Here is a 26,197-nt window from a genome sequence, read left to right as displayed (position 1 = left end):
TTTCATGGCCGGGTGCCAGTGGGGCGGTCAGCCCGCCACGATCGGCTTGCGTCCCGGCGTGCCACGAGCGCCACGGCCATGCGCGTCATAGGTAGTGGCGACGCCCACGCCATTGATGTTGCGCAGCGCATCCAGCGATTGCTGGGTATAGCGAAGGTGCACGTCGATCAGGGCGCCGTTGCGCATATTGATCTCATTGGCCGACGCGGACTTGGTCAGCAGGGCCTGCCAGATGCCGGACAACTGCGGGTGCAGCACGGCGGCCTGTTCGGTGCCGGCATGCCCAATGGGCAGGCCGATTTTAGACAGCAGGCCGTCGCGGATTGCGCTCAGGTCAACCAGCTGCTGGGCGATGCGCCCCTTGCGTTCGGTGATGGCCTGCAGCGCGCCGACGTTCCCGGGGCCCACCAGCACTTCGGTCTCTTCTTCCAGAATGGAGGAGAACTCGGTGATCAGGGCATCTTCCTGCCGCATGCAGGACTGAAGGGAATCGACGGGGGTCATGGTCATGCTTTGAAGGCGGTAGGGCGGTGAACGGAGGCTTACTTCAGCAGATCACGGGCGCTGGCAATCAGGCTGTCGGCGATCTTGCCGGTATCGATCTTCAATTGGCCCGAGGCAATCGCGGCGCGAATGGCGGCCACGCGCTCGACATTGATGTCGTTCGAACCGTCTTGCAGGGCCAGCATCTTGCGCGACGCCGAGCTCAGCGCCACTTGCGAGCTGCTGGAGCCGCTGCCATTGCTGGCGCCATACGCCTGTGCCAACGCGGAATCCTGGCGTTGGGCAACGGTGTCGGCGGAAATGGGCCGATTGGGGGTCGAATTGATTTTCAAGGTTTTCTCCGCAGGGCGTCCTGGGTCGGTTTGCGACGGATCCGCCTACTTATGTCTCTGTAACGGCAGGGCCGGAACGAACTTTAGGGCAGGTCATCGGCGGGTGCACCGCGATTTGTAACATTACCTACAGTTGTATTTCAACCAACCCCGCATTCCGAACCACGCCGCTGACCACCTGGCCGTTGCCTGTGCGCACCTGGACCATCGCGCCAGGCGCGGCATTGTCCATCGCCTGGCCTTCGCTGCTGACCACGAAACCGTTGCCGCGCGCATTGATCCGGACGTTCGAGCCGCGCACGACCGATTGCGCATTGCGCAGGGACGACCCTCGGACCGGTTGCCCGGCGTTGATGCGGTAGGCGGCCGTCATGCCGACGACGGTCTGCGGGTCGGTGATGGCCCCGGGGGGGAGCGAAACCAGGTCGCCGTCCCGGGGGGACAGGTCGTTCGGCGTCAAGGCCTGTCCGGCCGAGATCATCCGCGACGCGACGTAATAGTAGCCGGGGACGCTGACGGTCGCCTGCACATAAGTGGTCCAGGGCTTGGGCGCGTTGCAGCGTACCCCGACCGTCATGCGGGACCGCAGTTTCATGCCGGAGGGCATAAACGGGGACATGGCATCGCAGGGCGTCAGGCGTTCGGCGCGCGGCGGGTCGATGGAGACGGCCGGCTGTCCGGGCAGCCCGGCCAGCTGATCAAGCAGATAGCTCTGCGCCGCGACCGCGATCGCCTCGGGCGCCTGGCTGGCGGCTTCCTGCGCCTGGGCGGCCCCGAGGCAGGCCAGGGTCAACGCGATCAGGCAGCCGGCGCGCGCGCGGAGATGTCGTGCGGAGATTTTCATGATGAATGAATTGTAGGAGTCCGCCGCGTTCGGCAATACGTGAATTGGATGAGAAATGGCAGGTTATTTGGCTGATTGTGTTTTGCCGCCGGCCCCTATGATGCCGTCATCCAATGGGATAACGGTGTGTCCGAAGTCCCTTGCTCTATCCGTATTGCAACGCACGAAGGCGCCACGATGCTAGACAGGCTTAACGAAGATTTCCGGTTCTACCAGCAGGCCCTGGGGCTGCGCGCGCAGCGTCAGGAAGTGCTGTCGTCGAACATCGCCAACGCCGACACGCCCAACTACAAGGCTCGCGACTTTGATTTCAAGGCCGCGATGCAGACGGCCATGGAAGGCTCCATGCGCCTGCAGGACACGTCGCTGGCGCTGACCTCGGCGCGCCATATCCCGGCCAAGGCCGTGTCCCAGGGGCCGACCGAGCTGCTGTTCCGCCTGCCGTACCAGCCCAGCATGGATGGCAACACGGTGGACATGGATATCGAGCGCGTGCAGTTCGCCGACAACACCTTGCACTACCAGAGCACGATGCAGATGATCTCCGGCCGTATCCGGACCATGCAGACCGCTATTCAGGATTGATCCATAAAGGGAGCGACAGGCAATGTCCTTGTTGAGCATTTTCGATATCGCCGGTTCGGCGCTCAGCGCGCAATCGCAGCGCATGAACGTGTCGGCCAGCAACATGGCCAACGCCGACAGCGTCGTGGGTCCGGACGGCCAGCCGTATCGCGCCCGCCAGGTCGTGTTCCAGGTCAACCCGGCTGCCGGCCAGGCGTTGGGGCAAGAGATCGGCGGCGTGCGCGTGGCCGGCGTCATCCAGGACCCGTCGCCCCTGAAACAGGTTTACGACCCCAAGCATCCGCTGGCTGATGCCCAGGGCTATATCAGCATGCCCAACGTCGACCCGGTGGCCGAGACGGTCAACATGATCGCGGCATCGCGGTCCTACCAGGCGAACGTCGAGGTGCTCAATACCGCCAAGGCGTTGATGCAGAAGACGCTGACCATCGGTCAATCCTAATTTCTTGACAGAGTGAATCCATGACCACCGTCGACCAAAACACGAGCACCACCGGCCTGGGCCTGGCGCAAAGCGGCGCCAACGGCTCCAGCACGGCGCAGGGCTTGCAGGATCAGTTCCTGAAGCTGCTGGTGACGCAACTGCAGAACCAGGATCCGCTGAACCCGATGCAGAACGCCGAGCTGACCTCGCAGCTGGCGCAGATCTCCACGGTGGAAGGCATCACCAACCTGAAGAACACCATGCTGGCCATCAGCGGCCAGATCGATGTGTCGCAGTCGATGAACGCCGTGGCGATGATCGGCAAGGGCGTGCTGATCCCGGGCTCCAAGGTCAAAGTCGGCGTGGACAGCGATAACGCCGCCGAACGCGTGGTCACGCCTTATGGCCTGGACCTGCAAGGCGATGCGCAAAAGGTGCAAGTGCGCATCTCGGATTCGAATGGCGCCGTCGTGCGCACCATTGAAATGGGCGAGCAGAAGACGGGTGTCTTCACCCTGAACTGGGACGGCAAGAACGACAGCGGCGTGCCGCTGGACGCCGGCGCGTACACCGTGTCGGTGTTGGCCACCGATGGCGATGGCAAGAAGGTGAATGCGGAAGTGCTGAGCTACGGCCAGGTCAAGAGCGTGGCGTATTCCACTAACGGCTTGCGTCTGGACCTGGGCCTGGACGGCCAGACCAGCATGCTGGACGTGCGTAAGGTGATCGGCGCCTGAACCGGGCGGATTTGAATCGGCGCTGGCGCATGCGCGGCGGCTTCACTAGATATATAGATTAGCGAGAGAAAACATGGGCTTCGGACAAGGATTGAGCGGCTTGAATGCCGCATCGCAGAACCTGGATGTGATCGGCAACAACATCGCCAACTCGGGCACGGTCGGCTTCAAGTCGTCGACCGCATCGTTCGCTGACGTCTACGCCAGCTCGCGCGTGGGCCTGGGCGTCAAGGTGGCGGCGATCAGCCAGCGCTTCACGGTGGGTACCGTGCAGGGCGGCGGCGGCGAATACGACATCGCCATCGACGGCGCGAAGGGCATGTTCCGCGTCACGGACCAGAGCGGCGCGGTGATGTACACCCGCAACGGCGAATTCCTGGTCGACAAGAACAACTTCATCGTGAACGCCCAGGGCTACCGCATGACGGGCTACCCGGCAGGCGCCATCGGTGCGAACCCGACCGAGCTGCAGTTGCCGACCGCCAACGTGGCGCCCCAGGCGACCGCCACGGGCACGACGGTCGCCAACCTGGACGCAAACGCCAAGGTTATCTACACCACCGACACGGTCACGTCGCCGGCGGTCAACGGTTCGGTCACCCTGACGGGCACCACGCCGCCTTCGCCCGCCACGCAGTACACCTTCACGCGTAGCGCGATTGGCACCCTGACCTGGGTGACTCCGCCGCCGGCAGGCACCTATGGCGCCGCGCCCAACCTGATCACCGTGGACGGCACGGGCGCCGTGACGGGCGGCGACCTGACGCAGGTCGCCGGTTACCAGGACTACACCGCCGCCGTGACGGAAATCGGCCGTCCGTTCGACCCGACGATCTCCAACAGCTACACCAACGCGTCGCCCATGACGGTGTTCGACTCGCTGGGCAACTCGCACCAGGTGATGCAGTACTTCGTGAAGCGCCCGGCCGATGCGTCCGGCAGCGTCTATGACGTGTACTACACGATGGACGGCAAGGCGATGGCGCCGACCACCGAGCTGGGCGGCACGTGGGGCAATCCGCAGAAGTTCACGTTCAACAACGCTGGCGCGTTGACCAGCGCCCCGGTCGTGACCCTGAGCTTTGCGCAGCCCGGTGGCGCCACCACCCCGGCCGATCCGCTCAGCATCGCCATGAACTACACCGGTACGACGCAGTACGGCGGCAACTACAAGCTGGTCGCCAAACCCGACGGCTACACGTCCGGTGAATTCAGCGGCATCAACATCGGCGGCGACGGCAGCCTGGTCGCCAGCTACACCAACGGCGAAACGCAAGTCGTTGGCACCATCGTGCTGGCCGACTTCTCGAACCTGCAGGGCCTGCAGCCGGTGGGCAACAACGCCTGGACCGAAACGGCGGCGTCCGGCCAGCCCATCCTGGGCCAGCCCGGCACCAATGGTCTGTCCAAGGTGGTGGGTCAGGCGACGGAAGCGTCCAACGTCGACATGAGCAAAGAGCTGGTGAACATGATCATCGCCCAGCGCACTTATCAGGCCAACTCGCAAACCATCAAGACCCAGGACGAAATCATGCAAGTCCTGATGAACCTGAAGTAAAGCCCGACAGGCTCGCGACGACACCGACGGAATAGGCAATGGATCGAATCATCTACACCGCCATGAATGGCGCAGCGCGTATCACTGAGCATCAGGCTGCGCTGGCCAACAATATGGCCAACGTGAACACGACGGGGTTCCGCGAGCAGATCGCGCTGTACCGGTCGGTTCCGATGACGGACGGGGTGAGTCTGCCTACGCGTGTTTCGACGGTGGCGTCCACGCCCGGCAACAGCTTTCAGATGGGCACCATGCAGACCACGGGCCGGGACCTGGACGTGGCGCTGGCCAGCGAAAGCGGCTGGATCGCGGTGCAGACGCCGCAGGGCGAGGCCTACACCCGTGGCGGCAGCCTGCAGGTTGGCATCAACGGCCTGTTGCAGACCTCGCTGGGCCAGCCGGTGCTGTCCGACCAGGGCGGCCCCATCGATGTGCCGGACCAGGCCGCGCTGACGATCACGTCGGACGGCACGATCACGGCCATCGGCGCGGGCGACGGCCCGAACAACATCCTGAACCTGGGCCGTATCAAGCTGGCGAACCCGAACAATGCGCAACTGGTGCATGGCGACGACGGCGTGTTCCGCATGGCGCCGGTGAACGGACAGCCTGCGCCGCCCGTGCCCGCCGACCCCAGCTTGCGCGTGCTGTCCGGCGTGCTGGAAGGCAGCAACACCAATCCCATGAAGGTGATGGTGGGCATGATCGAAAACGCGCGCCGGTTCGAGCAGCAGATGCAGGTGGTCCAGCAGTCGGATCGCAACGCCGAGCGCGCCAACGGGATTCTGTCCGTCGGCTGATCCAGCGGGTTGATTTAAACAATTTTCGCGCGCGGCCAGGCCGCGGCACCAGGAGTACTTCATCATGATGCGTTCGTTGTGGATTGCCAAAACGGGCCTGGAAGGTCAACAGACTTCCATGGACGTGATTTCCAACAACTTGGCCAACGTCTCCACCAACGGGTTCAAGCGCGGCCGCGCCGTGTTCCAGGACCTGATGTACCAGACGCTGCGCCAGCCCGGCGCCCAAGTGGGCGACGCCACGCAACTGCCGTCCGGCCTGCAGCTGGGCACGGGCGCGCGCGTGGCCGCCACCGAGCGCATCCACACGTCGGGCAACCTGAACAACACCGGTGGCGAAATGGACATCGCCATCAACGGCCGGGGCTTCCTGCAGATCGAACTGCCCGACGGCACCCAGGCGTACACGCGCGATGGCGCCTTGCAGCGCGATCAGAACGGCCAGCTGACGACCGTCAGCGGCTATGTGATCCAGCCGCCGATGAACGTGCCCGACAACGCGCTGTCGATCTCGATTGGCAAGGACGGCATTGTCTCGGTGACGCAGCCCGGCGCCGCGGGCGTGAACGTGCAGATCGGCCAACTGCAGATCGCCACGTTCATCAACCCCACCGGCCTGCAGAGCATCGGCGAAAACCTGTACCTGGAAACCGACGCGTCGGGTCCGGCCAACCTGCTGCAGCCCGGCGTGGACGGCGCAGGGTCGATCATGCAGAACTACGTGGAAACGTCCAACGTGAACGTTGCCGAAGAACTGGTCAACATGATCACCACGCAACGCGCCTACGAAATGAACAGCAAGGCCGTCAAGACCTCTGACGAGATGCTGGCCCGCCTGTCCCAACTGTGATGCCCATGTCTGTCCTGCGTCTGGTATTTGTTGCGGCGCTGGCGATGCTGGCGGCCGGTTGCGCCATGATCCCGCCCGAGCCCATCGTGACCGGGCCGACGACGGCGGCGCCGCCGCCGCCGCCGATGCCCTTGGCGCAACCTACGGGGTCGATCTATCAGCCGACTACCTACGGCAACTATCCCCTGTTCGAGGACCGCCGGCCGCGCAACGTGGGCGACATCGTCACCATCGTGCTGAACGAGCGGACGAATGCGTCCAAGAATGTGGCCACCAACACGAACCGTACCGGATCGGCCACGCTCGGCATCGCCGCGGCGCCGTCGTTCATGGACAGTTGGGCGGGCGCGAACCTGAATACCGACGCCAAGGGCGGCAACGTCGCGCAAGGCAAGGGCGACAGCACGGCCAACAACGCGTTTACCGGCACCATCACCACGACGGTCGTGGGTGTGATGTCCAACGGCAACCTGCAAGTGGCCGGCGAAAAGCAGATCGCCATCAACCGCGGAAGCGAGTACGTGCGCTTCGCCGGGGTGGTGGATCCGCGTTCCATTACCGGAACGAACACCGTGTCGTCCACCCAGGTGGCCGACGCCCGCATCGAGTACCGCAGCAAGGGCGTCATGGACGAAGTCCAGACCATGGGCTGGCTGCAACGCTTCTTCCTGATCGCTTCGCCGTTCTGACTATGACACAACCGACTCCGATATCCGCCTTGCTGTCCCTGTTCGCCCGCGTCTGCGTGGCGGTCGGACTCGTGGCCGGCGCCGGCGCGGCCCAGGCCGAACGGCTTAAGGACCTGGCGACGATCCAGGGCGTGCGCGGCAACCAGTTGATCGGTTATGGCCTGGTCGTGGGCCTGGATGGCAGCGGCGACCAGGTGCGGCAGACGCCGTTCACGCAGCAAAGCCTGACCAACATGCTGTCGCAGCTGGGCATCACGGTGCCCGCAGGCAGCAACATGCAGTTGAAGAACGTGGCGGCGGTCATGGTCACGACCACGCTGCCGGCGTTCGCCCGGCCCGGCCAGACGCTGGACGTGGTGGTGTCGTCGATGGGTAACGCGAAAAGCCTGCGCGGCGGCACGCTGCTGATGACGCCCCTGAAGGGCGCGGATAGCCAGGTCTACGCCATTGCCCAGGGCAACATCCTGGTGGGCGGCGCGGGCGCTTCGGCGGGGGGCTCCAGCGTGCAGATCAACCAGTTGAACGGCGGCCGCATCAGCGCGGGCGCCATCGTCGAACGCGGCGTGCCCACCACGTTTTCGCGCGACGGCTACATTCACGTGGAACTGAACAACACCGACTTCGGCACGGCGCAGAACGTGGCGACGGCATTGAACAGGAAGTTCGGCCAGGGCACGGCCACGGCGCTGGATGGCCGGGTGGTGCAGGTCCGCACGCCGATGGAGCAAGCGTCGCAAGCGCGTTTCCTGTCGCTGGTCGAAGACCTGCAAGTGGCGCGCGCGCCGACGGTGGCCAAGGTCATCATCAACGCGCGCACGGGTTCGGTCGTCATGAACCGCACCGTCATGATCGAAGAGGCGGCCGTGGCGCATGGCAACCTGTCGGTCATCATCAACCGCCAGAACCAGGTATCGCAACCGGATACGCCTTTCACGGAAGGCCAGACCGTGGTGGTGCCCAATACCCAGATCGAAGTGCGCCAGGACAATGGCTCGCTGCAGCGCGTTAGCACCAGCGCCAATCTGGCTGACGTGGTCAAGGGCTTGAACGCTTTGGGCGCGACGCCTCAGGATCTGCTGGCCATCCTTCAGGCCATGAAGACCGCGGGCGCCTTGCGCGCCGAACTGGAAATCATCTGACGATGGCTGTCGCAAACGACGCGTCCCGGGGCGCCGCCCGGCAAGATTCAGTGTTCGACATGGGCCGCCTGTCGGACCTGAAGCGGGACGTCAAGAAAGACCCCGAAGGCACGGATCAGCAGAAGCAGGTCGCCAAGCAGTTCGAGGCCCTGTTCCTGCAGATGATGGTCAAGCGCATGCGCGAGGCAACGCCCAAGGAAGGGCTGTTCGACTCGCAGCAGACGCAGATGCTGCAATCCATGGCGGACGAGCAATTGGCCCTGCACCTGGCGACGCCGGGAATCGGGCTGTCGCAGTCCATCCTGGCGCAGATGCAGCAGGGCAAGCCGGCCGACGTGTCCGACGACGCCGTCCGGGCGATCGGGCAGGGCGGCGACCTGGATTTCCGCACGGGCGGCTCGCGCGAAGTGTCGGCGCTGCTGAACGTGATGCGCAACAACCGCGCCAGCGACCGCGCGCTGGCCGCCGCCGAAGGCGCGCCCGAACACGTGGTGGACTTCGTATCGAAGATGTCGCGCGCGGCCAATCTGGCGTCGCAGCAAAGCGGCGTACCGGCCCGCCTCATCATGGGCCAGGCGGCGCTGGAATCCGGCTGGGGCAAGCGCGAAATCAAGCATGCGGACGGCAGCACCAGCTACAACCTGTTCGGCATCAAGGCGGGCGCCAGCTGGAAGGGCAAGGTCGTCAACGTGCTTACCACCGAGTACGAAGACGGCGTCGCTAAAAAGGTGACGCAACCCTTCCGCGCCTACGCGTCCTATGAAGAATCGTTCTCAGACTATGCACGCCTGATCGGCAACAGCCCGCGCTACGAAGCGGTCACGCAGGCCCGCAACGAGATCGACGCCGCGCGCAAGATCCAGGACGCCGGCTATGCGACCGACCCACGCTACGCGCAGAAACTGATCGGCATCATGGGCCAGCTGCGCGGTGCGGCATCCCGCGTGGAAAATTCTCGCCAGATGTTGGAAGGACTCTAAATTTGGATGATCTCCTGCCGTTAATGGAGTATCCAGAGATAACAGCTGCGGTTACACACGGGGCATTGTCAGCATGAATTTGTATAAAACGGCATTGGGCGGGCTGAACGCCGCTCAAGCGGGTTTGGCCACCACCAGCCACAACATCAACAATGCCACCACGGTCGGCTACAACCGTCAGCGCGTCATGACGTCCACCGCGGGCGCGCAAGCCACCAGCAACGGTTACATCGGCCGCGGCGTCCAGGTCGACACCGTCGTGCGCAGCTACGACAGCTTCTTGTACAAGCAGCTGGTCGGCGCGCAGGGCAGCGGCGCCCAGTTGCAGACCCAGCTTGACCAGGTTTCGCAGATCAACAACCTGTTCGCGGATCGCACCGTCGGTATCGCCCCGGGCCTGACCAATTTCTTCACCAGCATGAACACGGTGGCCAGCAAGCCCGCCGATCCGGCCGCGCGCCAGGATCTGCTGGGCAAAGCGAACAGCCTGACCACCCAGATCCGCTCGGCCTACGCCGAAATGCAGAATCAGCGCGAAGGCCTGAACACGCAGATCACGGCGACGGTCGAACAGGTCAACAGCTACCTGACCCGCATCGACGATCTGAACACGCAGATTTCGTTGGCCACCGGCAAGGCTGGCAACGGCCCCCCCAACGATCTGCTCGACCAGCGCGACCTGGCGGTGGCCGAGCTGAACCAGCTTGTGGGCGTCACCACCTACGAGCAGGGCGACAAGATCAATATCTCGTTGACCAAGGGCGGTCAGGCGTTGCTGTCGGGCACCACTGTCTACCCGCTGCAAGCCGTGCCGTCGACCAAGGACGCCAGCCGCACCGTGGTGGCCTACACCCTGCCGGCAGGCGCCGGCAAGACGGTGTCGGTGGAACTGGCTGACGGCGACGTCACCGGCGGCAAGCTGGGCGGCCTGTTGCAATTCCGCTCGTCGTCGCTGGACCTGATGCAGGCGCAATTGGGCCAGATGGCGGTTGGCCTGGCGATGTCGTTCAACGAACAGCATCGGCAAGGCCTGGACCAGAACGGCAACCCGGGCACCGACTTCTTCAGCATCGGGTCGCCGCAGAGCGTGCCGAATACGCAGAACAAGGGCAACGCGCAGATTTCGGGCCAGTTCACGAACCTGGCCAACATCAACGCGAAAGACTACGAGATCTCGTTTGACGGCACGAACTACCAGGTCGTGCGCATGCCGGAAGGCTCCCAGGTCTATAACGGCCCGGCCACCGGCACGCCGCCGAGCGCGACGCTGAACATGGAAAACGAGATGGGCGTGACGCTGACGATCAGCGCGCCGCCCCAGGCCGGCGATAAGTGGACGCTGTCGCCCACCCGCGATGCCGCTCGCGACATCAATGTGCTGATCAAGGATCCGGAGCGTATCGCCGCAGCCGACGCGGCAGGTGGCGACGCGAACGGCAAGAACGCGCTGAAGCTGGCGCAGTTGCAGACCGCCAAGGTCCTGGGCCACGGCACGATGAGCACCACCGACATGTTCAGCCAGGTCGTGAACACGGTGGGCGTGCAGACCGCGCAAGCCAAGTCGGCCGCCACCGCGCAGGCCAACCTGATCAAGCAGACGGCCGCCGCGCAGCAGTCCGTGTCGGGTGTCAACCTGAATGAAGAATATGTAAGCCTGTCGCTGTATCAAGAGCAATACCAGGCCAGCGCCCGCATCATTGATGTGGCCAGCACCGTTTTCGACACGCTGTTGGGCCTGCGTGGCTGATCAGACCGTTGAACTGTGATTACTAAAAAGAATTTCGGAGTCGCACCATGCGCCTGAGCACCACGATGATGTACACGAACGGCCTGAGCGGCGTGCTTTCTCAGGAATCCGACATGAACCGCCTGGTCGAGCAAGTCGGCAGCGGTCGCAAGTTCCTGACGCCGGCGGATGATCCCCTGTCGGCGGCGCTGTCGATTGGCGTGGCGCAGACGCAAAGCATCAATTCGACCTACGCGATGAACCGCCAGACGGCCAACACGAATCTCGGCCAGGAAAACAACGCGCTGGAGTCGATCAAGAACACGCTTCAGGAAGCACGCACCCGCGTGATCCAGGCGGGCGGCGTGCTGTCCGACGGCGACCGCCAGACCTTGTCGACGTCGCTCAAGAGCACGCGCGAAGCCTTGCTGGGCCTGGCCAACACGACCGATGGCAGCGGCCTGTACCTGTTCTCCGGCAACGACGGCAGCGTCATGCCCTACACCAAGGACAGCACCGGCAAGATCAATTACAGCGGATCGGTCGGCGAACGCACCGTCCAGGTCGACCAAAGTCGTCAGCTCTCGACCAGCGACCTTGGCGTGGACATTTTCGGCCGCGCCAACCCCGGTTCGCAGGCGTATGTCGCGTCGGTGCCCGCCTCCAACACCGGCACCGCGCAGTTCAGCGCCGTGTCCGTGACGCCGGGCAGCGGCAATCTGGACAAGAATTTCTCGGTGGCCTTCGAAGCCGATGCCACGGGCGCGATTGGTTTTCGCGTCACGACCACGGACGCCAACGGCGGCAATCCGGTCACGGTGCCGGACGCGTCCCAACCCGCCACGGCCTATGTGCCGGGAACCACGGTGGATTTCGGCGGCGTGTCGGTAACGGTCAAGGGCGAGCCCAAAGCGGGCGACGTCATCAAGGTTGAAAACGTCCAGTCGACCGACATGGACGTATTCGCGACCCTGGATGACCTGATCTCGGCTCTGGATACGCCCAGCAGCGACGACCCGGTCGCGACGGCCCGCGTGACCAACGCGCTGGCGACCGCGAACAAGAAGCTGTCGAACAGCTACGACAACGTCTTGACCGTGACCGCTTCGGTGGGCGCCCGCATGAACGAGCTGGACGCGCTGGACGCGACCGGCACGAAGAAGGGCCTGACCTACGCCAAGTCCTTGTCCGACCTGGAAGATCTGGACTATTACGCCGGCGCCAGCCAGCTTGCGTTGCGCCAGGTGGCGCTGCAGGCCGCATCGGCGGCATTCATGACCATTCAGGGGTCCAGCCTGTTCAGCCGCAAGTAAAGCGGCGGGACCCCACAGGCCGCACCGGTCGCGTGCGGAAAGTTGCGCCCTTGCGGACGCTACTGGCTAGAGGCCGGGGCGTCCGTGGTTGCGTGCAGGCTAGGTAGTGTCGTTTCACGTTGCTTAACGCTCGGATATTTCATGCTTGTCAATTTGAAAGTTCGCACCTGTATCGTTCTGGTGCTGTTGCTCTTCACGGGCGCCATGTTCCTATCCAATGGCGTGGCTTGGATGGGGTTGAACTCCAGCAACGATAAGCTGGAGCAGGTCAATGCCGCCTATTCCAATCAGGGCACCCAGCTTAATCGCGCCAACGCGGCCCTGCTGCGTGGCCGTCTGTTGCTGGCCTCGTCCCTGATGGACATGCAGCAAGGCAAAACCGAGCAGGCCAACGCGCAGACCCAACGCGCCGACGTCCTGATGCGGGAAGGCGCCAAGTGGCTGGACGCGTTCCACAAGGCGCCGCGCATGGCCGGTTCCGAGGCGCTGGTGGCCAAGCTGGAAACGGCTTACAAGCAGTTCGACGATGTCTATAAGCGTCAGGCCGCCGCACTGTCCAAGATGGCGGTGCAGGAATACCTGGATCTGAACGATGCGGGCAGCGCGGCCAATGCGGGCTTCCGGGAAGCCGTCAATGGCGTGCTGGATTTCCTGGATAAGCGCACCGACGAACTGGTGGCGCAGGCCGAAGTGGACCACCGCATCTCGCGCACGGTCACCATCGCATTGCTGGCCATTGCGCTGGTGCTGGCGTTGGGCTGCTGGATCTTCATCAACCGCACGGTGCTGCGTCCGCTGCACCAGGCGGGCGACCACTTCGACAAGATCGCCGGCGGCGACTTCACCGGCCGTATCGAGGTGCGCAGCACTAACGAGATCGGGCAGCTGTTCGGCGCCATCAAGCGCATGCAGGAAAGCCTGACGCGCACCGTCGCGGTGGTGCGCCGTGGCGTGGATGAAATCAACGTGGGTTCGCGCGAAATTTCCGCAGGCAACACGGACCTGTCCAGCCGCACCGAGCAGCAGGCGGCGTCGCTGGAAGAAACCGCGGCGTCGATGGAGCAATTGGCGTCCACGGTGAAGCAGAACGCCGACAACGCACGCCAGGCGAATCAGCTTGCAGCCAGCGCGTCGGACGTGGCCGAGCGCGGCGGTTCGGCGGTGTCGGAAGTGGTCAGCACGATGCAGGGCATTTCGGCCAGCTCGCGCAAGATTTCCGAAATCGTCTCGGTGATCGATGGCATCGCCTTCCAGACGAACATCCTCGCGCTGAACGCGGCAGTGGAAGCGGCGCGTGCGGGCGAGCAGGGCAAGGGTTTTGCGGTGGTGGCGGGCGAAGTGCGCTCGCTGGCCCAGCGCAGCGCCCAGGCAGCCAAGGAAATCAAGGGCCTGATCGAAGACTCGGTCACGAAGGTGGGCGCGGGTTCGCAGCAGGTGGAACGCGCGGGCGCGACGATGCAAGAGATCGTGGCATCGGTCAAGCGCGTGACGGACATCATGGGCGAGATCTCGGCGGCGTCCGAAGAGCAGTCCAGCGGCATCGACCAGGTCAACCGGGCGGTGTCGCAGATGGACGAAGTGACGCAGCAGAACGCGGCGCTGGTGGAAGAAGCCGCAGCGGCCGCCGGGTCGCTGCAAGAGCAGGCCCAGCGTCTGGCGGAAGCGGTCGCGGTGTTCAAGATCAATGCGGGCGAAGTGATTGAAGTGCCGGCCCATGCCTTGGCGCAACAGCATGCCGCCCCGCGCATGCCTGCGCCGCGCGCACCCGCGCAGGCCTCCCGCCCGGCGGCGCCGGCCGCTCGGTTGGCCAAACCGGCTTCGGCACCGGCCGAGCAGGCGCCGCAAAGCGCGGCTCACGCCGCGCCGGAATCTTCCCAGGAAGCTCAGGCGGCCATGGACGCCGGCGATGCGCAGGCTGCCAAGCCCGCGCCGCGCAAGACTCAGGTGGCCCGCCCCAAACCTGCGGCCACGGCAGCAACGGTGGCGCGTCCCTTGCGCCGTCCGGCGACCCGCGCGGACAGCGCCACGGATGCCGCTCCGGCTGCATCCACCAGCCGCCGGTCGCCGCCCGCGGACGATGATTGGGAGTCTTTCTGACGGGACGACCCGCTCGGTGCATTGAACAGGCAGTAGCAGACGCAGTACCCCCTTTTACGGTCCGGCGGCCACCGCGCGCCGCTGGAACGACTACCGGAACTATCGGAACATGTTCAGCAATCTGAAGGTGCGCACGGGCTTGATGCTCGCTCAGTTGGCAGTCGCCCTGGCCGCACTGGTTGCCATTGCCCTGGGCTGGAACAGCATGAGTTCCAGCGCCGAGACGATCAATGCCCTGGACTCCCTGAGCGTCCAGCAAAGCAATCTGATCAAGGACGCCTACACGCAGATGCTGCGCGCGACGATCCGCGCCGACATCACCGCCGCGCAGCGCGCGGCGGGCGACGCCAACGGCGCGGCCGAGAACTCGCGCACGGTGCAGCAGCTGATCGCCGACGCCAAGAAGAAGATGGAAACCTTCAAGGCGATCCCCAAGCTGACGGCGCTGGGCAAGGCCGCTGAAGGCGACCTGATGACGTCGTTCAACACCTTTTCCGAAGCGCTGCAATCCATGATGGGCGCGCTGGACAAGGGCGATGCCGCGGCTTACCTGTCCTTGAAGAACACCAAGGCGGGCGCTGCCAGCGGCGCATTTTCCAAGCAGTTGACCGAATTCGCCAACGATATCAACGCCTTCAGCGAGCGGGAGGTCCAATCCGCGCGGAACCAGGCGTCGATGATGACCTACGTCTATCTGGCGTTGGCCGCGCTGATCCTGGTGGTGGCCCTGGGCGCCTTCCTGTTCATGAACCGGGTGATTCTGCGTCCGTTGCGCGCGGTTGGCGACAGCTTCGACAAGATCGCGGGCGGGGACCTGACGGTGCGCGTGGACGTCAATTCGACCAACGAGATCGGCCAGTTGATGGCGGCGGTCAAGCGCATGCAGGAAAGCCTGTCGCGCACGGTGTCGACGGTGCGCCGTGGCGTGGACGAGATCAACGTGGGTTCGCGCGAAATTTCCGCAGGCAACACGGACCTGTCCAGCCGCACCGAGCAGCAGGCGGCGTCGCTTGAAGAAACCGCGGCGTCGATGGAGCAATTGGCGGCCACGGTGAAGCAGAACGCCGACAACGCACGCCAGGCTAACCAGTTGGCGGCCAGCGCGTCGGACGTGGCCGAGCGCGGCGGTTCGGCGGTGTCGGAAGTGGTCAGCACGATGCAAGGCATTTCGGCCAGCTCGCGCAAGATTTCCGAGATCGTGTCGGTGATCGATGGCATCGCCTTCCAGACGAACATCCTGGCGCTGAACGCGGCAGTGGAAGCGGCGCGTGCCGGCGAGCAGGGCAAGGGTTTTGCCGTGGTGGCAGGCGAAGTGCGCTCGCTGGCGCAGCGCAGCGCGCAGGCGGCCAAGGAAATCAAGGGCCTGATCGAAGACTCGGTCACGAAGGTGGGCGCGGGTTCGCAGCAGGTGGAACGCGCGGGCGCGACGATGCAAGAGATCGTGGCATCGGTCAAGCGCGTGACGGACATCATGGGCGAGATCTCGGCGGCGTCCGACGAACAGTCCACCGGCATCGACCAGGTCAACCGGGCTGTGTCGCAGATGGACGAAGTGACCCAGCAGAACGCGGCACTGGTGGAAGAAGCCGCGGCCGCTGCGGGTTCCTTGCAGGAACAGGCTGAACGCCTGGCCCAGGCCGTGGCGGTGTTCAAAGTCAACGCCGGTGAAGTGATTGAAGTGCCGGCACGCCAGTTGGCCCAGCAGCGCCCTGCGGCGCGTGTCGCCGCGCGCGTGTCGTTGCCTGCCGCGGCGTCCGACACGTCTGCCTCCGAGGCAGCGTCGGCCAAGTCGCCCGCCGTTCGTCTGACGCACGCGGCTCGTACCAAGCCGGCTGCGGCGGAGGGCGCCACGGCAGCGCGTCCGCTGCGCCGTCCGGCACCGCGCGCGGCAACGACCGCCAACGACGCCAAGCCGGCACCGGCGGCAAGCCGCCGGCAGGCGCCGTCGGACGACGATTGGGAATCTTTCTGATACCGGCGTTGCCGGTGAATGGGTAGGGTATGCGAGGCTATATACATCTTCTGGCGGCAGCCGCCATCGCGGTACTGCTGGCAGGCTGCGCGGCAACGGGGCATAACTTCGACCCGGGCAAGTTGTCGACCCTGACGCCTGGCCAGACGACGCTGGAAGACGCCTCGCGCGCGCTGACCGCGCCGCCCGACAAGCTATACAAGCAGACCGACGGCACCCTCCTGGCCCTTTGGTCCTTCAAGATCACGTTTGTCACCGACGGCCTGTACAGCCGCAAGGAAGCCCTGCTGCAATTCGGCCCGGACGGCCGTTTGATGCGGCTGGTCGACAGCACCAATATTCTGCTGGAACCCTGGGAACGGCAAAAACTGCTGGGGCCCGCGCCCGCGCCTGATGTGAATCAGGCCTGGACGACGGCACCCTCGGCCGAACCCGAGGTGCAAACCATCTACATACCCGGCCCGGGCGAACCGGCCGGTTTGGCGCCCGCAAGCAAATAACGCTTGCTGTCGTCCGGCAGAGAGCATTGCGGCGCAAGCCGCAGTGACCGTCGCCCTGAATGTACACCCCATGTAACAGGGCGTGTCGGCAGGGTGGTTTTTCATTTGGTCTGAGCAGTTCCTGAGGGATGGGGAAAAAATATGGAAGCGAGTCTCGAATCCGGCGCGAAGGCCGGCAAAGGCGGCAAAAAAAAGGCTGCGCGCGCGCCTAAGGTGAAACGCAAGCTCCGCTTGCGCGATGCCCGCGTCGGTACGATGCTGCTGTGGGTCATGGCGTTCTTCGCGATATTGATCGCGGCGGTAGGCGGCCTGGCCGCATTTTTCCTGCAGCACAATTACGAGTCCATCCGCGAAGTCAACGCGCTGACCGAGCGCGCCAAGCAAGTGGAAGTCATCAACAGCGACATGCTGCGTGCCCGCGTGAGCCTGATGGTGGCCGCACGCCACCTGCAGGAATCCGGCTGGGGCAGCGGCGAGAACTCGGCCCGCGACGCGGCGGCGGCCCTCAAGGGCGCCACCGATCTGCTGACCGGCGTGCGCGCCCGGTTCGCGGACTTCCAGAAGAACATGCTGCAGGACGACACGGGCCGCCAGCTGTCGATGAACCTGGTTCGCCGCTATCGCTCGTACATCGATGATGGCGTGGACACGATGGTGGAAGCCCTGCGTAGCGAAGACTATTCGACGTTCTACATGGTGAACAACGAATACGGTACGCCGCGCAGCGCCGCCTTCATCGAAGCGTTGAGCGATTTCGGCAAGTACATCGGCGGCCAGCAGCAAGCCACGATTGAACAGGCCGAGGCGAACTTCAATCGCGCCATGGTGGCGGTGGCCGTGGCCGTGGGCCTGGCGCTGCTGCTGATGGTGTTCTGCCGCATCCTGTTCGGCCGTCTGGTGGTGCGTCCGCTGGTGGAAGCCGGCCAGCATTTCGACAAGATCGCCGCAGGCGACCTGACCAGCCGCGTCGAGGTCCGCTCGCACAATGAAATCGGCCAGTTGATGGCGGCGGTCAAGCGCATGCAGGAAAGCCTGACGCGCACGGTGTCGACGGTGCGCCGCGGCGTGGACGAAATCACGGTGGGCTCGCGGGAAATCGCCGCCGGCAATACCGACTTGTCCAGCCGTACGGAAGAGCAGGCGGCGTCGCTGGAAGAAACCGCGGCGTCGATGGAAGAATTGGCGTCCACGGTGAAGCAGAACGCCGACAACGCGCGCCAGGCGAATCAGCTGGCGGCCAGCGCGTCGGACGTGGCCGAGCGCGGCGGTTCGGCGGTGTCGGAAGTGGTCAGCACGATGCAGGGCATTTCGGCCAGCTCGCGCAAGATCTCCGAAATCGTGTCGGTGATCGATGGCATCGCTTTCCAGACGAACATCCTGGCGCTGAACGCGGCAGTGGAAGCGGCGCGTGCGGGCGAGCAGGGCAAGGGCTTTGCGGTGGTGGCAGGCGAAGTGCGCTCGCTGGCGCAGCGCAGCGCGCAGGCAGCCAAGGAAATCAAGGGCCTGATCGAAGACTCGGTCACGAAGGTGGGCGCGGGTTCGCAGCAGGTGGAACGCGCGGGCGCGACGATGCAAGAGATCGTGGCGTCGGTCAAGCGCGTGACGGACATCATGGGCGAGATTTCGGCGGCGTCCGAAGAGCAGTCCAGCGGCATCGACCAGGTCAACCGGGCCGTGTCGCAGATGGACGAAGTGACGCAGCAGAACGCGGCGCTGGTGGAAGAAGCCGCGGCGGCCGCCGGCTCGCTGCAAGACCAGGCGCACCGTCTGGCGGAAGCCGTGGCGGTGTTCAAGATCAACGCCGGTGAAGTGATCGAAGTGCCGGCGCATCAACTCGGCGGCTATGCCGCGCCGACGTTGACGCAAGGCTGACCCCGGGGCCGCGCCTGGCGGGCTGCGCGATTGGCGCGGCCGGCCTGGCGGCGGGGCCTCAAGGCAAGACCCGCGGCCGCGCCTGTGCGCGGCCGTATGTTTTGTGGCGGGCGCCCATGGGGCGCCGCGTGCAATTCCTACGCACGTTAAGTTTTCGGCAATTCAGCCGTAAATAAAAATAACGCCCGAAATGGGCGGTGAACAGCGTTTGACGGCGGCGTGCCCGCCAGACAAACCAGCGCGGGTATAGGTCGATGCGGGGCATCAGGTCCGGTTTGCTCGCTGCTATTCATTCGCTGCGCTATTGAGGTAACTGGAGACTAGCTGTGCGCGTAAACCTACCCGTCCATGATGTGGAAACCAAGCTGCGCGAGGATCAGTATCTGATCTCGCGCACCGACACCAAGGGCCGCATCGTCTACGCGAACCCGGCATTCGTCGAGGTCAGCGGATTCACCCGTGAAGAGCTGATCGGCAAGCCGCACAACATCGTGCGTCATCCCGATATGCCGTCCGAAGCCTATGTAGACCTCTGGGACACGCTGGAAGCGGGCGAATCGTGGTTGGGGCTGGTCAAGAACCGGCGCAAGGACGGCGGGTATTACTGGGTGCTGGCCAACGCCACGCCCATCGTCGAAAACGGCGAAGTCGTCGCGTATTCGTCGGTGCGAGTACGCCCGTCTGACGAACAGATCGAAATGGCCGAGGACCTGTACGCGCGCATCCGCGAAGGTTCGGCGCGTGGCGTGCGCATCCACCGTGGGCGGCCCGTTCGCGCCGGCTGGCGGCGTGGCCTGGACGTCGTGGCGTTTCCCTTCAAGCGCAGCGTGCGTAGCCGCATGCTGCGCCACGCCTTGCTGTCCGGCGGCATCGTCGCCGCCGCGGGCGCCTATGGCCTGCATGCCAACTGGGCCAGTCTGGATGTGCTGGGCGCCAGCCTGGGGTGCGGTGTGATCGCGCTGGGCGTGATCGCCATTTTCGGCCTGGGATGGAGCTTGTCCCGGTCGTTGCTGGATCCGATGGTGGACGCCGCCAACATGGCGCGGCAAGTCGCCGCCGGCAATCTGACCACGCAGATCGTGGCGGAGTCCGACGACGAGGTGGGCAGCTTGAATTTCTCGCTCGAGGTCATGCGCAAGAGCCTGATCGGCATTGCGCAGGACGTCTATCGCGGCATCGAGGGCACGACGCATGCCGCCGTGCACATCGCCCGGGGCAATCAGGAACTGGCCGGGCGCACGGAGGGCCAGGCCGCTTCGCTGCAGCAGACGGCCGCCAGCATGGAACAACTGACCTCGACCGTGCGCCAGAACGCCGACAACGCGCGCCAGGCCAATCAACTGGCCGCCAGCAGCATGGACGTGGCGCGTCGAGGCGGCGTCGCGGTGGGGCAGGTGGTGAACACCATGCACGGCATCTCCGATAGCTCGCGCAAGATCGCGGACATTGTCAGCATCATTGAAGGCATCGCGTTCCAGACCAACATCCTGGCGTTGAACGCCGCCGTGGAGGCCGCGCGGGCAGGCGAGTCCGGCAAGGGCTTTGCCGTGGTCGCGGGCGAGGTGCGCAGCCTGGCGCAAAAGAGCGCGCAGGCGGCCAAGGAAATCAAGGGCTTGATCGAAGATTCCGTGGACCGTGTGTCGGAAGGCTCGGCCCAGGCGGAACAGGCCGGCGCGACGATGGAAGAGATCGTCGCCGCGGTGCATCGCGTCACGGACATCATCGGCGAGATCTCGCAGGCCTCGCAAGAACAGTCCAGCGGGATCGAGCAGGTGGATTCGGCCGTGTCGCAGATGGACGTGATGACGGTGCAGAACACGGCGCTGGTGCAGGAGCTGGGCGGGGCGGTGCTGCAACTGGGGAACCAGTCCGGCGCGCTGCGCGAAACGATCCGCGTGTTCCGGCTGACCGGCCACCCCTGACCGACCCAAGTCGTTGGAACGATGCAAAACGGCCACTGGAAAGTGGCCGTTTTGCGTGGTGGGTGCTGTTCGGGGTTTGGCGTTATCGGCCGGCCAATGCGTCGACCACGCGGCTCATGGCGCCCAGGCCCGACTCGAACAGCGACTCCAGGAACGGACCCGAATGCGGCAAGACCACGGTCAGCACCGCGACGCCGATGATCAGCGTTACCGGAAAGCCCACGGAAAACACGGACAACTGCTGGGCCGCGCGGTTCAGGATGCCCATGGCAAGGTTGATGGTCAGCAGCGCGCAGATCAACGGCAGGGCCAGCAACAGGCCGGACACGAATACCGTCTTGCCCCATTCCACGACCACGCCCCAGCCATTCTGATGCAGCTGGATCATGGCGACGGGCAGGGTGTCGAACGACCGCACCAACGCCGCCAGGACCAGCAGGTGGCCATCCAGCGCCAGGAAGGTCAGCATCGCGATGATGTTGAACAGGCGGGAGAGCACGGCGGTGTTCGCGCCGGAACTCGGGTCGAAGAAGGACGCGAATGACAGGCCCATTTGCAGGCCGACGAATTCGCCCGCCGTCTGCACCGCGGCAAAGACGATTCGCATGGTGAAGCCCATGGCGATGCCGATCAGCACCTGTTGCATCACCATCCACAGGCCGGCGAACGAGCCCGGCGCGATGGGCGGCATGGGGTCCAGCGCCGGGCTGATGGCGACCGACAGCACGAAGGCCAGGCCGATCTTGACCTTCACCGGGATGATCGATTCCGAAAACAGGGGGGCCGTGCCCACCAGCGCCAGGATGCGCACGAACGGCCAGAGGAACTGGCCGATCCAGCCGTTGAGCTGTTCGAGCGTGAAGGCGATCATGGGGGGAAGCGTCGGGCGTCCGGCGGCGCGGGCGCGCTCAGGACACCAGCATGGGGATCTGGCCGATCAATTGCCGGATGTAGTCGACCATGACGCCAATCAGCCACGGGCCCAGCAGGACCAGCACGCCGCACATCGCCAGCAGCTTCGGGATGAACGACAGCGTCATTTCGTTGATCTGCGTGGCGGCCTGGAAGATGCTGATGACCAGGCCGACCACCAGCACCACCAGCAACAGCGGACCGGCCATCGCCAGGACGATTTTCATCGCCTGGTAGGCCATGGTCATGACGGTTTCGGCTGTCATGGCGATTTTGCTCCCGGCGTTATTGGTAGAAGCTCTGGGCCAGCGAGCCCATGAGCAGGTTCCAGCCGTCGGCCAGCACGAATAGCATCAGCTTGAAGGGCAGCGCCACGGTAACGGGCGGCACCATCATCATGCCCAGCGCCATCAGCACGCTGGCCACGACCAGATCGATGATCAGGAAGGGGATGAAGATGGTGAAGCCGATCTGGAACGCCGTCTTCAATTCGCTGGTGATGAACGCCGGCACCAGGATGCGCAGCGGCACCTGTGAGGGGTCTTCCAGCGCCGGCTGCTTGGCCAGGTTGGCGAACAGCGACAGATCGTTTTCGCGGGTCTGGTGCAGCATGAACGTGCGCAGCGGCGCCGCCGCCCGTTCGACGGCGGTCTCGAACTGGATCGATCCTTCCGACAACGGCTTGTAGGCGTCGGCGTAGATCTTGTCGAACACCGGAGACATCGTATAGAACGTCAGGAACAGCGCCAGCCCGATCAGCACGTGGTTGGGCGGCGACATTGCCGTGCCCATCGCGCTGCGCAGCAGGCCCAGCACGATGATGATGCGGGTGAAGCCGGTCATCATCAGCAGCGCGGCCGGCAGGAACGACAGCGAGGTCATCAGCAGCAGCGTCTGCATGCTGAGCGAATACGTCTCGGAGCCGTTGGGGCCGGGCGTGGTGGTCAGCGCCGGCAGCGTGGCCTGGGCCACGACGCCAGCGGGAAAGAAAGCCAGGCCCAGCACGGCGGCGGCGGCCAGCAGCGGCAGCGCGTTCTGGCGGGCGCGGGTGGAGGTCGTGCGGGTGAGCAAACTCATGGGTATCGCTTGGATCGCGCGCGGGGCGCTAGCGGCGCTTGAGCGCCTGGCCCAGCTTGGCCGCAAACGCTGCGGCGGGCAAGGGCGAACCCGCCGGTAATTGGCCGGCGGGCAGGGTATGCAGGGTGCTGATCTGGTTCGGGCCGACGCCCACCACCAGCCAGGTGTTGTCGATTTCGACGACGACGATGCTCTGGCGCGCGCCGACCGGCAGGCTGGCGACCTGTTTAAGCAGGTCGCCGCCGCCGCGCTGGGTCAAACCGGCGCGCTTGGCGAGCCATGCCGAAACCAGGATGGCGGCCACCACCAGCACAAGGCCGATGATGACGCGCAGCAGGGAAGACTCGGTCATGGCGCCGGTGCCGTCAACGGCGGTTGTTCAAGCGGTTGATCCGCTCGGACGGGGTGATGATGTCGGTCAGGCGGATGCCGTACTTGTCTTCGACCACGACGACTTCGCCCTGGGCGATCAGGTAGCCGTTGACGAAGATGTCCATCGGTTCGCCGGCCAGGCCGTCCAGCTCGACCACCGATCCCTGACCCAACTGGAGCAGGTTCTTGATGGTCAGGCGGGTGCGTCCCAGTTCGACCGTCAACTGGACGGGCACGTCCATGATCAGGTCGATGTCGGTGCCGGCGCCGCCGGTGGTGCCGGCCAGGGGCTTGAATACCGACTGCGATGCCGATTGCGCCGCAGGCTTCGCGGGTGCCGGCGCCGTTGGCGCGGGCGCCGCTTGCGCGGGCACTTCGGGAGCAGCGGGCGTGGCGGCGGTTTGTTCAGCCATCGCGGCTGCCCAGTCGTCCTGCGGCTTTAGGCCATCAGCCTGGGTGGGCGGATTGGCGCGGGATTGTTCGGCGAGCGCGTCGGCCCAGTCGTCGGCCGGGGACGAGCCGGTGCCGGGCTCGTTCTTGTCAGTCATGGTCGGGGGCCTCGTGTGAATCGGTATCGTAGGTAAACATGTTCTGTACGCGAAGCGCGTACTGGCCGTTGAAGACGCCGTAGCCGCATTCCATCAGCGGCACGCCATCCACATTGGCGATGATGGTTTCGGGCACGTCCACCGGAAGGACGTCGCCCACTTTCAAGCTCATCAGCTCGCGGATCGACGACGGGATGCGGGCAAATTCCGCCACCACGTCGATGTCGGCGCTGCGAACCTGGCGCGACAACTGTTGCGACCAACGCTGGTCCACTTCTTCCAGCGTGGTTTCCTGCAGCGGCCGCGTCAGCAGATCCCGCACCGGCTCGATCATCGAGTAGGGCAGGCAGATGTTCAGGTCGCCGCCGGTCGCGCCGAATTCGATGTGGAACGAGGTGACGACCACCACTTCATTGTTGCCGGTGATGCTGGCGAACTTGGTGTGCATCTCCGAGCGCACGTACTCGAATTCGATCGGATAGACCGGATCCCAGGATTTGCCGTAGCTTTCCAGGGTCAGGTTGAGCAGGCGCCGGATGATGCGCTGTTCGGTGGTGGTGAAGTCCCGGCCTTCGACGCGCGTGTGGTAGCGGCCATCGCCGCCGAACAGGCTGTCGATGACCAGGAACACCAGGTTCGGGTCATACGTGAAGAGCGCGGTGCCGCGCAACGGCTTCATCTGAATCATGTTCAGATTGCTCGGCACGGGCAGGTTGCGCTCGAAATCCGCGTACTTCTGGATCTTGATCGAACCGACGGTGATGTCCGCGCTGCGGCGCATGAAGTTCAACAGCACGTTGCGCATGTGGCGCGCGAAACGTTCGTTGATCAGCTCCAGCGTCTGCATGCGGCGGCGCACGACGCGTTCGGGAGAGCTCAGGTCATAAGCGCGCGCCCCGTCGCTGGAACTGGCCGCCGCGGTCTTGCTGTCGCTCTCGCCGGTGACGCCGGCCAGCAGCGCATCGACTTCGTCCTGTGAAAGGAATGCCTCGTAGGCCATGCTTATTGCACCACGAACGCCGTGAACAGTACGTCGGTGACATACTGGCCGTCGGGCAGGGGCGAGAAGGGGCGGTTGACCGCCTGCTTGATCGCCGTGGCCATGTCGGTCTTGCCTTGCTGGGTCTGCACGCCAGTGGGCGATTGCGACGACAGCACCATCAGGATGCGGCTGCGCACTTCAGGCATGTACTTTTCAAGGCGTGTGCGGGTCTGTTCGTCGCTTACGCGCAGCGTCAGGCCGACGTGCATGATGCGTTCGGTGTCGGCGTTCTGCAACGTGACGGTGAACGCCTCGATCGGCACGAAGATCGGTGCGGGCACGGCCACCGGAGCGGCGGGCGGCGCGACGAAGGTGGTCGGCGCGGCCTGCGGGCCCTGGCCTGGCTGGCCGGGTTGACCCGGTTGGCCGGGCTGGCCACCAGGAACCTGGCCGACGCCCAACTGCACGGCAGCGCCGGCGGGCGGCTGTTGCATGCGTTGGCTGATGAACCAGGTCGCGCCGGCGCTGGCGGCGGCGACGAGGAGCAGGACCAGTATGGCCAGGAGGGGGCGAAGGATGCGGCCGATGCCGCCGGAGTTCTTCGCGCCCGACGGCGCGGATATGGATTTGGAAGTCGCCATCTCGGTTTCGATGCGTATTGGGCCGCTGGTGAAAACGGATACTTAGTGGATGAAAGCATTCTGCCCCAAATCCCGCCTCGTCTTGGAGGCGAAAAACAGGGCGAAAGCCGCGTATCTCAAGCTATTGCTGCACTGCCCGCGTCCATTACTGGCTGCGGGCCGCCTGTTTGCTACGCGAAGGTGTCGACCAGGGCGTTGGCATTGCGCGGGGTGGCCACGACAGGCGCGGCGTTGCCGGCCGCCGCATCGGCAACCGCCGATCCGCCGCCGGACTGGCGCTGCGATCCGTTGCCGCCGTGCTGTTGCGCGAATTCCTGTTGCGCGGCCTGTTCGCCGACGCTGGTCTGGCCCAGCGAAATGCCGGCTTGCGCCAGCGCTTGCTGCAATTGCGGAATGGCGGTTTCGATCGCCTGGCGCACGGATGCGTGCGCCGACACGAACGAAGCGGTGGCCACGCCATCCGCCAGGTTCAGGCTGACGCGCAACGGACCCAGATCGGGCGGATCCAGGCGCAGCTCGGCGGTTTGCATGCCCTGACGGGCGTTGGCGCTCATCATCACCACTTGCTGGCCAAGCTCGGTGCCCCAATGCGTGCCGCCCACGGGCGTGGCGACCTGCATCACGACCGGCACGGCCGGTGCGGCAACGGCGGCCTGGTTCACGACGGGCGAGGCCTGGCGTTGCGTGGCCGCGGCAAGGGCCTGGGCCAGGTGATCCTGGGCCGAGGGGGGGGGTTGGGGCGCCTGGAATTGCTGCGCGGTGCTGGTCAGCGCAGCCGTCAATTCTTCGTCGGTATGGGCCGGCAGGGTCGTGGTCGGTTC

The 26,197-nt window shown here is 64.9% G+C and carries 27 protein-coding genes; 16 read left to right on the top strand and 11 right to left on the bottom strand.

Features of this window, described 5'->3' with window-relative positions; translation table 11 throughout:
• Window positions 1–27: 27 nt before the first annotated feature.
• The 3 genes from ACE039_RS10830 to flgA form a co-directional block, all read right to left on the bottom strand.
• Window positions 28–504: a flagella synthesis protein FlgN gene (locus ACE039_RS10830; protein ID WP_485822353.1), complete on the bottom strand. Its 477-nt coding sequence runs from the start codon at window positions 502–504 to the stop codon at window positions 28–30.
• A gap of 38 nt (window positions 505–542) precedes the next feature.
• Window positions 543–836: a flagellar biosynthesis anti-sigma factor FlgM gene (gene flgM, locus ACE039_RS10825; RefSeq protein WP_105560475.1), complete on the bottom strand. Its 294-nt coding sequence runs from the start codon at window positions 834–836 to the stop codon at window positions 543–545.
• Window positions 837–963: 127 nt separating this feature from the next.
• A complete protein-coding gene (gene flgA, locus ACE039_RS10820) occupies window positions 964–1,680 on the bottom strand; it encodes a flagellar basal body P-ring formation chaperone FlgA (protein WP_105560488.1) in 717 nt (238 codons plus the stop codon).
• A gap of 177 nt (window positions 1,681–1,857) precedes the next feature.
• On the opposite strand from flgA, the gene flgB reads away from it, so the two are divergent.
• The 16 genes from flgB (at window position 1,858) to ACE039_RS10740 (ending at window position 20,844) form a co-directional block, all read left to right on the top strand.
• Window positions 1,858–2,265 carry a flagellar basal body rod protein FlgB gene (flgB, locus tag ACE039_RS10815; protein WP_105560476.1) on the top strand — a complete coding sequence of 136 codons (408 nt, stop codon included), beginning with the start codon at window positions 1,858–1,860 and terminating at the stop codon, window positions 2,263–2,265.
• 22 nt (window positions 2,266–2,287) lie between these two features.
• Window positions 2,288–2,707: a flagellar basal body rod protein FlgC gene (flgC, locus tag ACE039_RS10810; protein WP_006224593.1), complete on the top strand. Its 420-nt coding sequence runs from the start codon at window positions 2,288–2,290 to the stop codon at window positions 2,705–2,707.
• A gap of 20 nt (window positions 2,708–2,727) precedes the next feature.
• Entirely contained in the window at window positions 2,728–3,426 is a 699-nt protein-coding gene (locus tag ACE039_RS10805; protein ID WP_448708177.1) for a flagellar hook capping FlgD N-terminal domain-containing protein, read from the top strand.
• 73 nt (window positions 3,427–3,499) lie between these two features.
• Window positions 3,500–4,984 carry a flagellar hook-basal body complex protein gene (locus tag ACE039_RS10800; RefSeq protein ID WP_485822352.1) on the top strand — a complete coding sequence of 495 codons (1,485 nt, stop codon included), beginning with the start codon at window positions 3,500–3,502 and terminating at the stop codon, window positions 4,982–4,984.
• 38 nt (window positions 4,985–5,022) lie between these two features.
• Window positions 5,023–5,784 (top strand): flagellar basal body rod protein FlgF, encoded by a 762-nt coding sequence (locus tag ACE039_RS10795; RefSeq protein WP_105560479.1) that lies wholly within the window; start codon window positions 5,023–5,025, stop codon window positions 5,782–5,784.
• A 64-nt stretch (window positions 5,785–5,848) separates the two neighbouring features.
• The gene (gene flgG / locus ACE039_RS10790; protein WP_105560480.1) at window positions 5,849–6,634 is read left to right on the top strand and encodes a flagellar basal-body rod protein FlgG; all 786 of its coding nucleotides are present in this window, start codon (window positions 5,849–5,851) and stop codon (window positions 6,632–6,634) included.
• Complete coding sequence (locus tag ACE039_RS10785; protein ID WP_105560481.1) at window positions 6,634–7,323, top strand: flagellar basal body L-ring protein FlgH; 690 nt, start codon at window positions 6,634–6,636, stop codon at window positions 7,321–7,323. Before flgG ends, ACE039_RS10785 begins: the two co-directional genes overlap by 1 nt.
• 2 nt (window positions 7,324–7,325) lie before the next feature.
• Complete coding sequence (locus ACE039_RS10780; protein WP_105560482.1) at window positions 7,326–8,462, top strand: flagellar basal body P-ring protein FlgI; 1,137 nt, start codon at window positions 7,326–7,328, stop codon at window positions 8,460–8,462.
• A gap of 2 nt (window positions 8,463–8,464) precedes the next feature.
• Complete coding sequence (gene flgJ / locus ACE039_RS10775) at window positions 8,465–9,442, top strand: flagellar assembly peptidoglycan hydrolase FlgJ (protein ID WP_448708174.1); 978 nt, start codon at window positions 8,465–8,467, stop codon at window positions 9,440–9,442.
• A gap of 73 nt (window positions 9,443–9,515) precedes the next feature.
• Window positions 9,516–11,189, top strand: coding sequence for a flagellar hook-associated protein FlgK (gene flgK, locus ACE039_RS10770; RefSeq protein ID WP_448708173.1), 1,674 nt, complete (start codon window positions 9,516–9,518; stop codon window positions 11,187–11,189).
• A 47-nt stretch (window positions 11,190–11,236) separates the two neighbouring features.
• Entirely contained in the window at window positions 11,237–12,481 is a 1,245-nt protein-coding gene (gene flgL / locus ACE039_RS10765) for a flagellar hook-associated protein FlgL (RefSeq protein WP_448708172.1), read from the top strand.
• 141 nt (window positions 12,482–12,622) lie between these two features.
• On the top strand, window positions 12,623–14,578 hold the full coding sequence (locus ACE039_RS10760; RefSeq protein ID WP_485822351.1) for a methyl-accepting chemotaxis protein: 1,956 nt from the start codon (window positions 12,623–12,625) through the stop codon (window positions 14,576–14,578).
• 109 nt (window positions 14,579–14,687) lie between these two features.
• The gene (locus ACE039_RS10755) at window positions 14,688–16,550 is read left to right on the top strand and encodes a methyl-accepting chemotaxis protein (protein WP_485822350.1); all 1,863 of its coding nucleotides are present in this window, start codon (window positions 14,688–14,690) and stop codon (window positions 16,548–16,550) included.
• Window positions 16,551–16,579: 29 nt separating this feature from the next.
• Complete coding sequence (locus ACE039_RS10750; RefSeq protein WP_105560571.1) at window positions 16,580–17,050, top strand: hypothetical protein; 471 nt, start codon at window positions 16,580–16,582, stop codon at window positions 17,048–17,050.
• Between the two features lie 141 nt (window positions 17,051–17,191).
• A complete protein-coding gene (locus ACE039_RS10745; RefSeq protein WP_485811241.1) occupies window positions 17,192–18,922 on the top strand; it encodes a methyl-accepting chemotaxis protein in 1,731 nt (576 codons plus the stop codon).
• A 326-nt stretch (window positions 18,923–19,248) separates the two neighbouring features.
• Complete coding sequence (locus ACE039_RS10740) at window positions 19,249–20,844, top strand: methyl-accepting chemotaxis protein (RefSeq protein ID WP_485822349.1); 1,596 nt, start codon at window positions 19,249–19,251, stop codon at window positions 20,842–20,844.
• An 82-nt stretch (window positions 20,845–20,926) separates the two neighbouring features.
• Here ACE039_RS10740 and fliR read toward each other — a convergent pair whose 3' ends face one another.
• The 8 genes from fliR to ACE039_RS10700 form a co-directional block, all read right to left on the bottom strand.
• Complete coding sequence (gene fliR, locus ACE039_RS10735) at window positions 20,927–21,715, bottom strand: flagellar biosynthetic protein FliR (RefSeq protein WP_310027600.1); 789 nt, start codon at window positions 21,713–21,715, stop codon at window positions 20,927–20,929.
• Window positions 21,716–21,752: 37 nt separating this feature from the next.
• Entirely contained in the window at window positions 21,753–22,022 is a 270-nt protein-coding gene (fliQ, locus tag ACE039_RS10730; RefSeq protein WP_006219058.1) for a flagellar biosynthesis protein FliQ, read from the bottom strand.
• Between the two features lie 19 nt (window positions 22,023–22,041).
• The gene (gene fliP, locus ACE039_RS10725; protein ID WP_105560516.1) at window positions 22,042–22,833 is read right to left on the bottom strand and encodes a flagellar type III secretion system pore protein FliP; all 792 of its coding nucleotides are present in this window, start codon (window positions 22,831–22,833) and stop codon (window positions 22,042–22,044) included.
• 28 nt (window positions 22,834–22,861) lie between these two features.
• Complete coding sequence (gene fliO / locus ACE039_RS10720) at window positions 22,862–23,185, bottom strand: flagellar biosynthetic protein FliO (protein WP_105560515.1); 324 nt, start codon at window positions 23,183–23,185, stop codon at window positions 22,862–22,864.
• A 13-nt stretch (window positions 23,186–23,198) separates the two neighbouring features.
• On the bottom strand, window positions 23,199–23,753 hold the full coding sequence (gene fliN, locus ACE039_RS10715) for a flagellar motor switch protein FliN (RefSeq protein ID WP_105560514.1): 555 nt from the start codon (window positions 23,751–23,753) through the stop codon (window positions 23,199–23,201).
• The gene (fliM, locus tag ACE039_RS10710) at window positions 23,746–24,753 is read right to left on the bottom strand and encodes a flagellar motor switch protein FliM (protein ID WP_448708746.1); all 1,008 of its coding nucleotides are present in this window, start codon (window positions 24,751–24,753) and stop codon (window positions 23,746–23,748) included. Before fliM ends, fliN begins: the two co-directional genes overlap by 8 nt.
• Window positions 24,754–24,755: 2 nt before the next feature.
• Entirely contained in the window at window positions 24,756–25,376 is a 621-nt protein-coding gene (fliL, locus tag ACE039_RS10705) for a flagellar basal body-associated protein FliL (protein ID WP_105560512.1), read from the bottom strand.
• Between the two features lie 170 nt (window positions 25,377–25,546).
• Window positions 25,547–26,197, bottom strand: a 651-nt coding sequence (locus ACE039_RS10700) for a flagellar hook-length control protein FliK (protein ID WP_485822348.1), incomplete at its 5' end; no start/stop codon positions are given.

It is taken from the genome of Achromobacter maghribensis (genome assembly GCF_057334215.1).
Note: the sequence above shows the minus strand (reverse complement) of the source record. Positions and strands in the feature narration are given on the sequence as shown.

Coding starts and splice junctions, on each gene's coding strand:
- ACE039_RS10830 (WP_485822353.1), bottom strand. CDS start 504: ATGACCCCCGTCGATTCCCTTCAGTCCTGCATGCGGCAGGAAGATGCC.
- flgA (WP_105560488.1), bottom strand. CDS start 1,680: ATGAAAATCTCCGCACGACATCTCCGCGCGCGCGCCGGCTGCCTGATC.
- flgB (WP_105560476.1), top strand. CDS start 1,858: ATGCTAGACAGGCTTAACGAAGATTTCCGGTTCTACCAGCAGGCCCTG.
- flgC (WP_006224593.1), top strand. CDS start 2,288: ATGTCCTTGTTGAGCATTTTCGATATCGCCGGTTCGGCGCTCAGCGCG.
- ACE039_RS10805 (WP_448708177.1), top strand. CDS start 2,728: ATGACCACCGTCGACCAAAACACGAGCACCACCGGCCTGGGCCTGGCG.
- ACE039_RS10800 (WP_485822352.1), top strand. CDS start 3,500: ATGGGCTTCGGACAAGGATTGAGCGGCTTGAATGCCGCATCGCAGAAC.
- ACE039_RS10795 (WP_105560479.1), top strand. CDS start 5,023: ATGGATCGAATCATCTACACCGCCATGAATGGCGCAGCGCGTATCACT.
- flgG (WP_105560480.1), top strand. CDS start 5,849: ATGATGCGTTCGTTGTGGATTGCCAAAACGGGCCTGGAAGGTCAACAG.
- ACE039_RS10785 (WP_105560481.1), top strand. CDS start 6,634: ATGCCCATGTCTGTCCTGCGTCTGGTATTTGTTGCGGCGCTGGCGATG.
- ACE039_RS10780 (WP_105560482.1), top strand. CDS start 7,326: ATGACACAACCGACTCCGATATCCGCCTTGCTGTCCCTGTTCGCCCGC.
- flgJ (WP_448708174.1), top strand. CDS start 8,465: ATGGCTGTCGCAAACGACGCGTCCCGGGGCGCCGCCCGGCAAGATTCA.
- flgK (WP_448708173.1), top strand. CDS start 9,516: ATGAATTTGTATAAAACGGCATTGGGCGGGCTGAACGCCGCTCAAGCG.
- flgL (WP_448708172.1), top strand. CDS start 11,237: ATGCGCCTGAGCACCACGATGATGTACACGAACGGCCTGAGCGGCGTG.
- ACE039_RS10760 (WP_485822351.1), top strand. CDS start 12,623: ATGCTTGTCAATTTGAAAGTTCGCACCTGTATCGTTCTGGTGCTGTTG.
- ACE039_RS10755 (WP_485822350.1), top strand. CDS start 14,688: ATGTTCAGCAATCTGAAGGTGCGCACGGGCTTGATGCTCGCTCAGTTG.
- ACE039_RS10750 (WP_105560571.1), top strand. CDS start 16,580: ATGCGAGGCTATATACATCTTCTGGCGGCAGCCGCCATCGCGGTACTG.
- ACE039_RS10745 (WP_485811241.1), top strand. CDS start 17,192: ATGGAAGCGAGTCTCGAATCCGGCGCGAAGGCCGGCAAAGGCGGCAAA.
- fliR (WP_310027600.1), bottom strand. CDS start 21,715: ATGATCGCCTTCACGCTCGAACAGCTCAACGGCTGGATCGGCCAGTTC.
- fliQ (WP_006219058.1), bottom strand. CDS start 22,022: ATGACAGCCGAAACCGTCATGACCATGGCCTACCAGGCGATGAAAATC.
- fliP (WP_105560516.1), bottom strand. CDS start 22,833: ATGAGTTTGCTCACCCGCACGACCTCCACCCGCGCCCGCCAGAACGCG.
- fliO (WP_105560515.1), bottom strand. CDS start 23,185: ATGACCGAGTCTTCCCTGCTGCGCGTCATCATCGGCCTTGTGCTGGTG.
- fliN (WP_105560514.1), bottom strand. CDS start 23,753: ATGACTGACAAGAACGAGCCCGGCACCGGCTCGTCCCCGGCCGACGAC.
- fliM (WP_448708746.1), bottom strand. CDS start 24,753: ATGGCCTACGAGGCATTCCTTTCACAGGACGAAGTCGATGCGCTGCTG.
- fliL (WP_105560512.1), bottom strand. CDS start 25,376: ATGGCGACTTCCAAATCCATATCCGCGCCGTCGGGCGCGAAGAACTCC.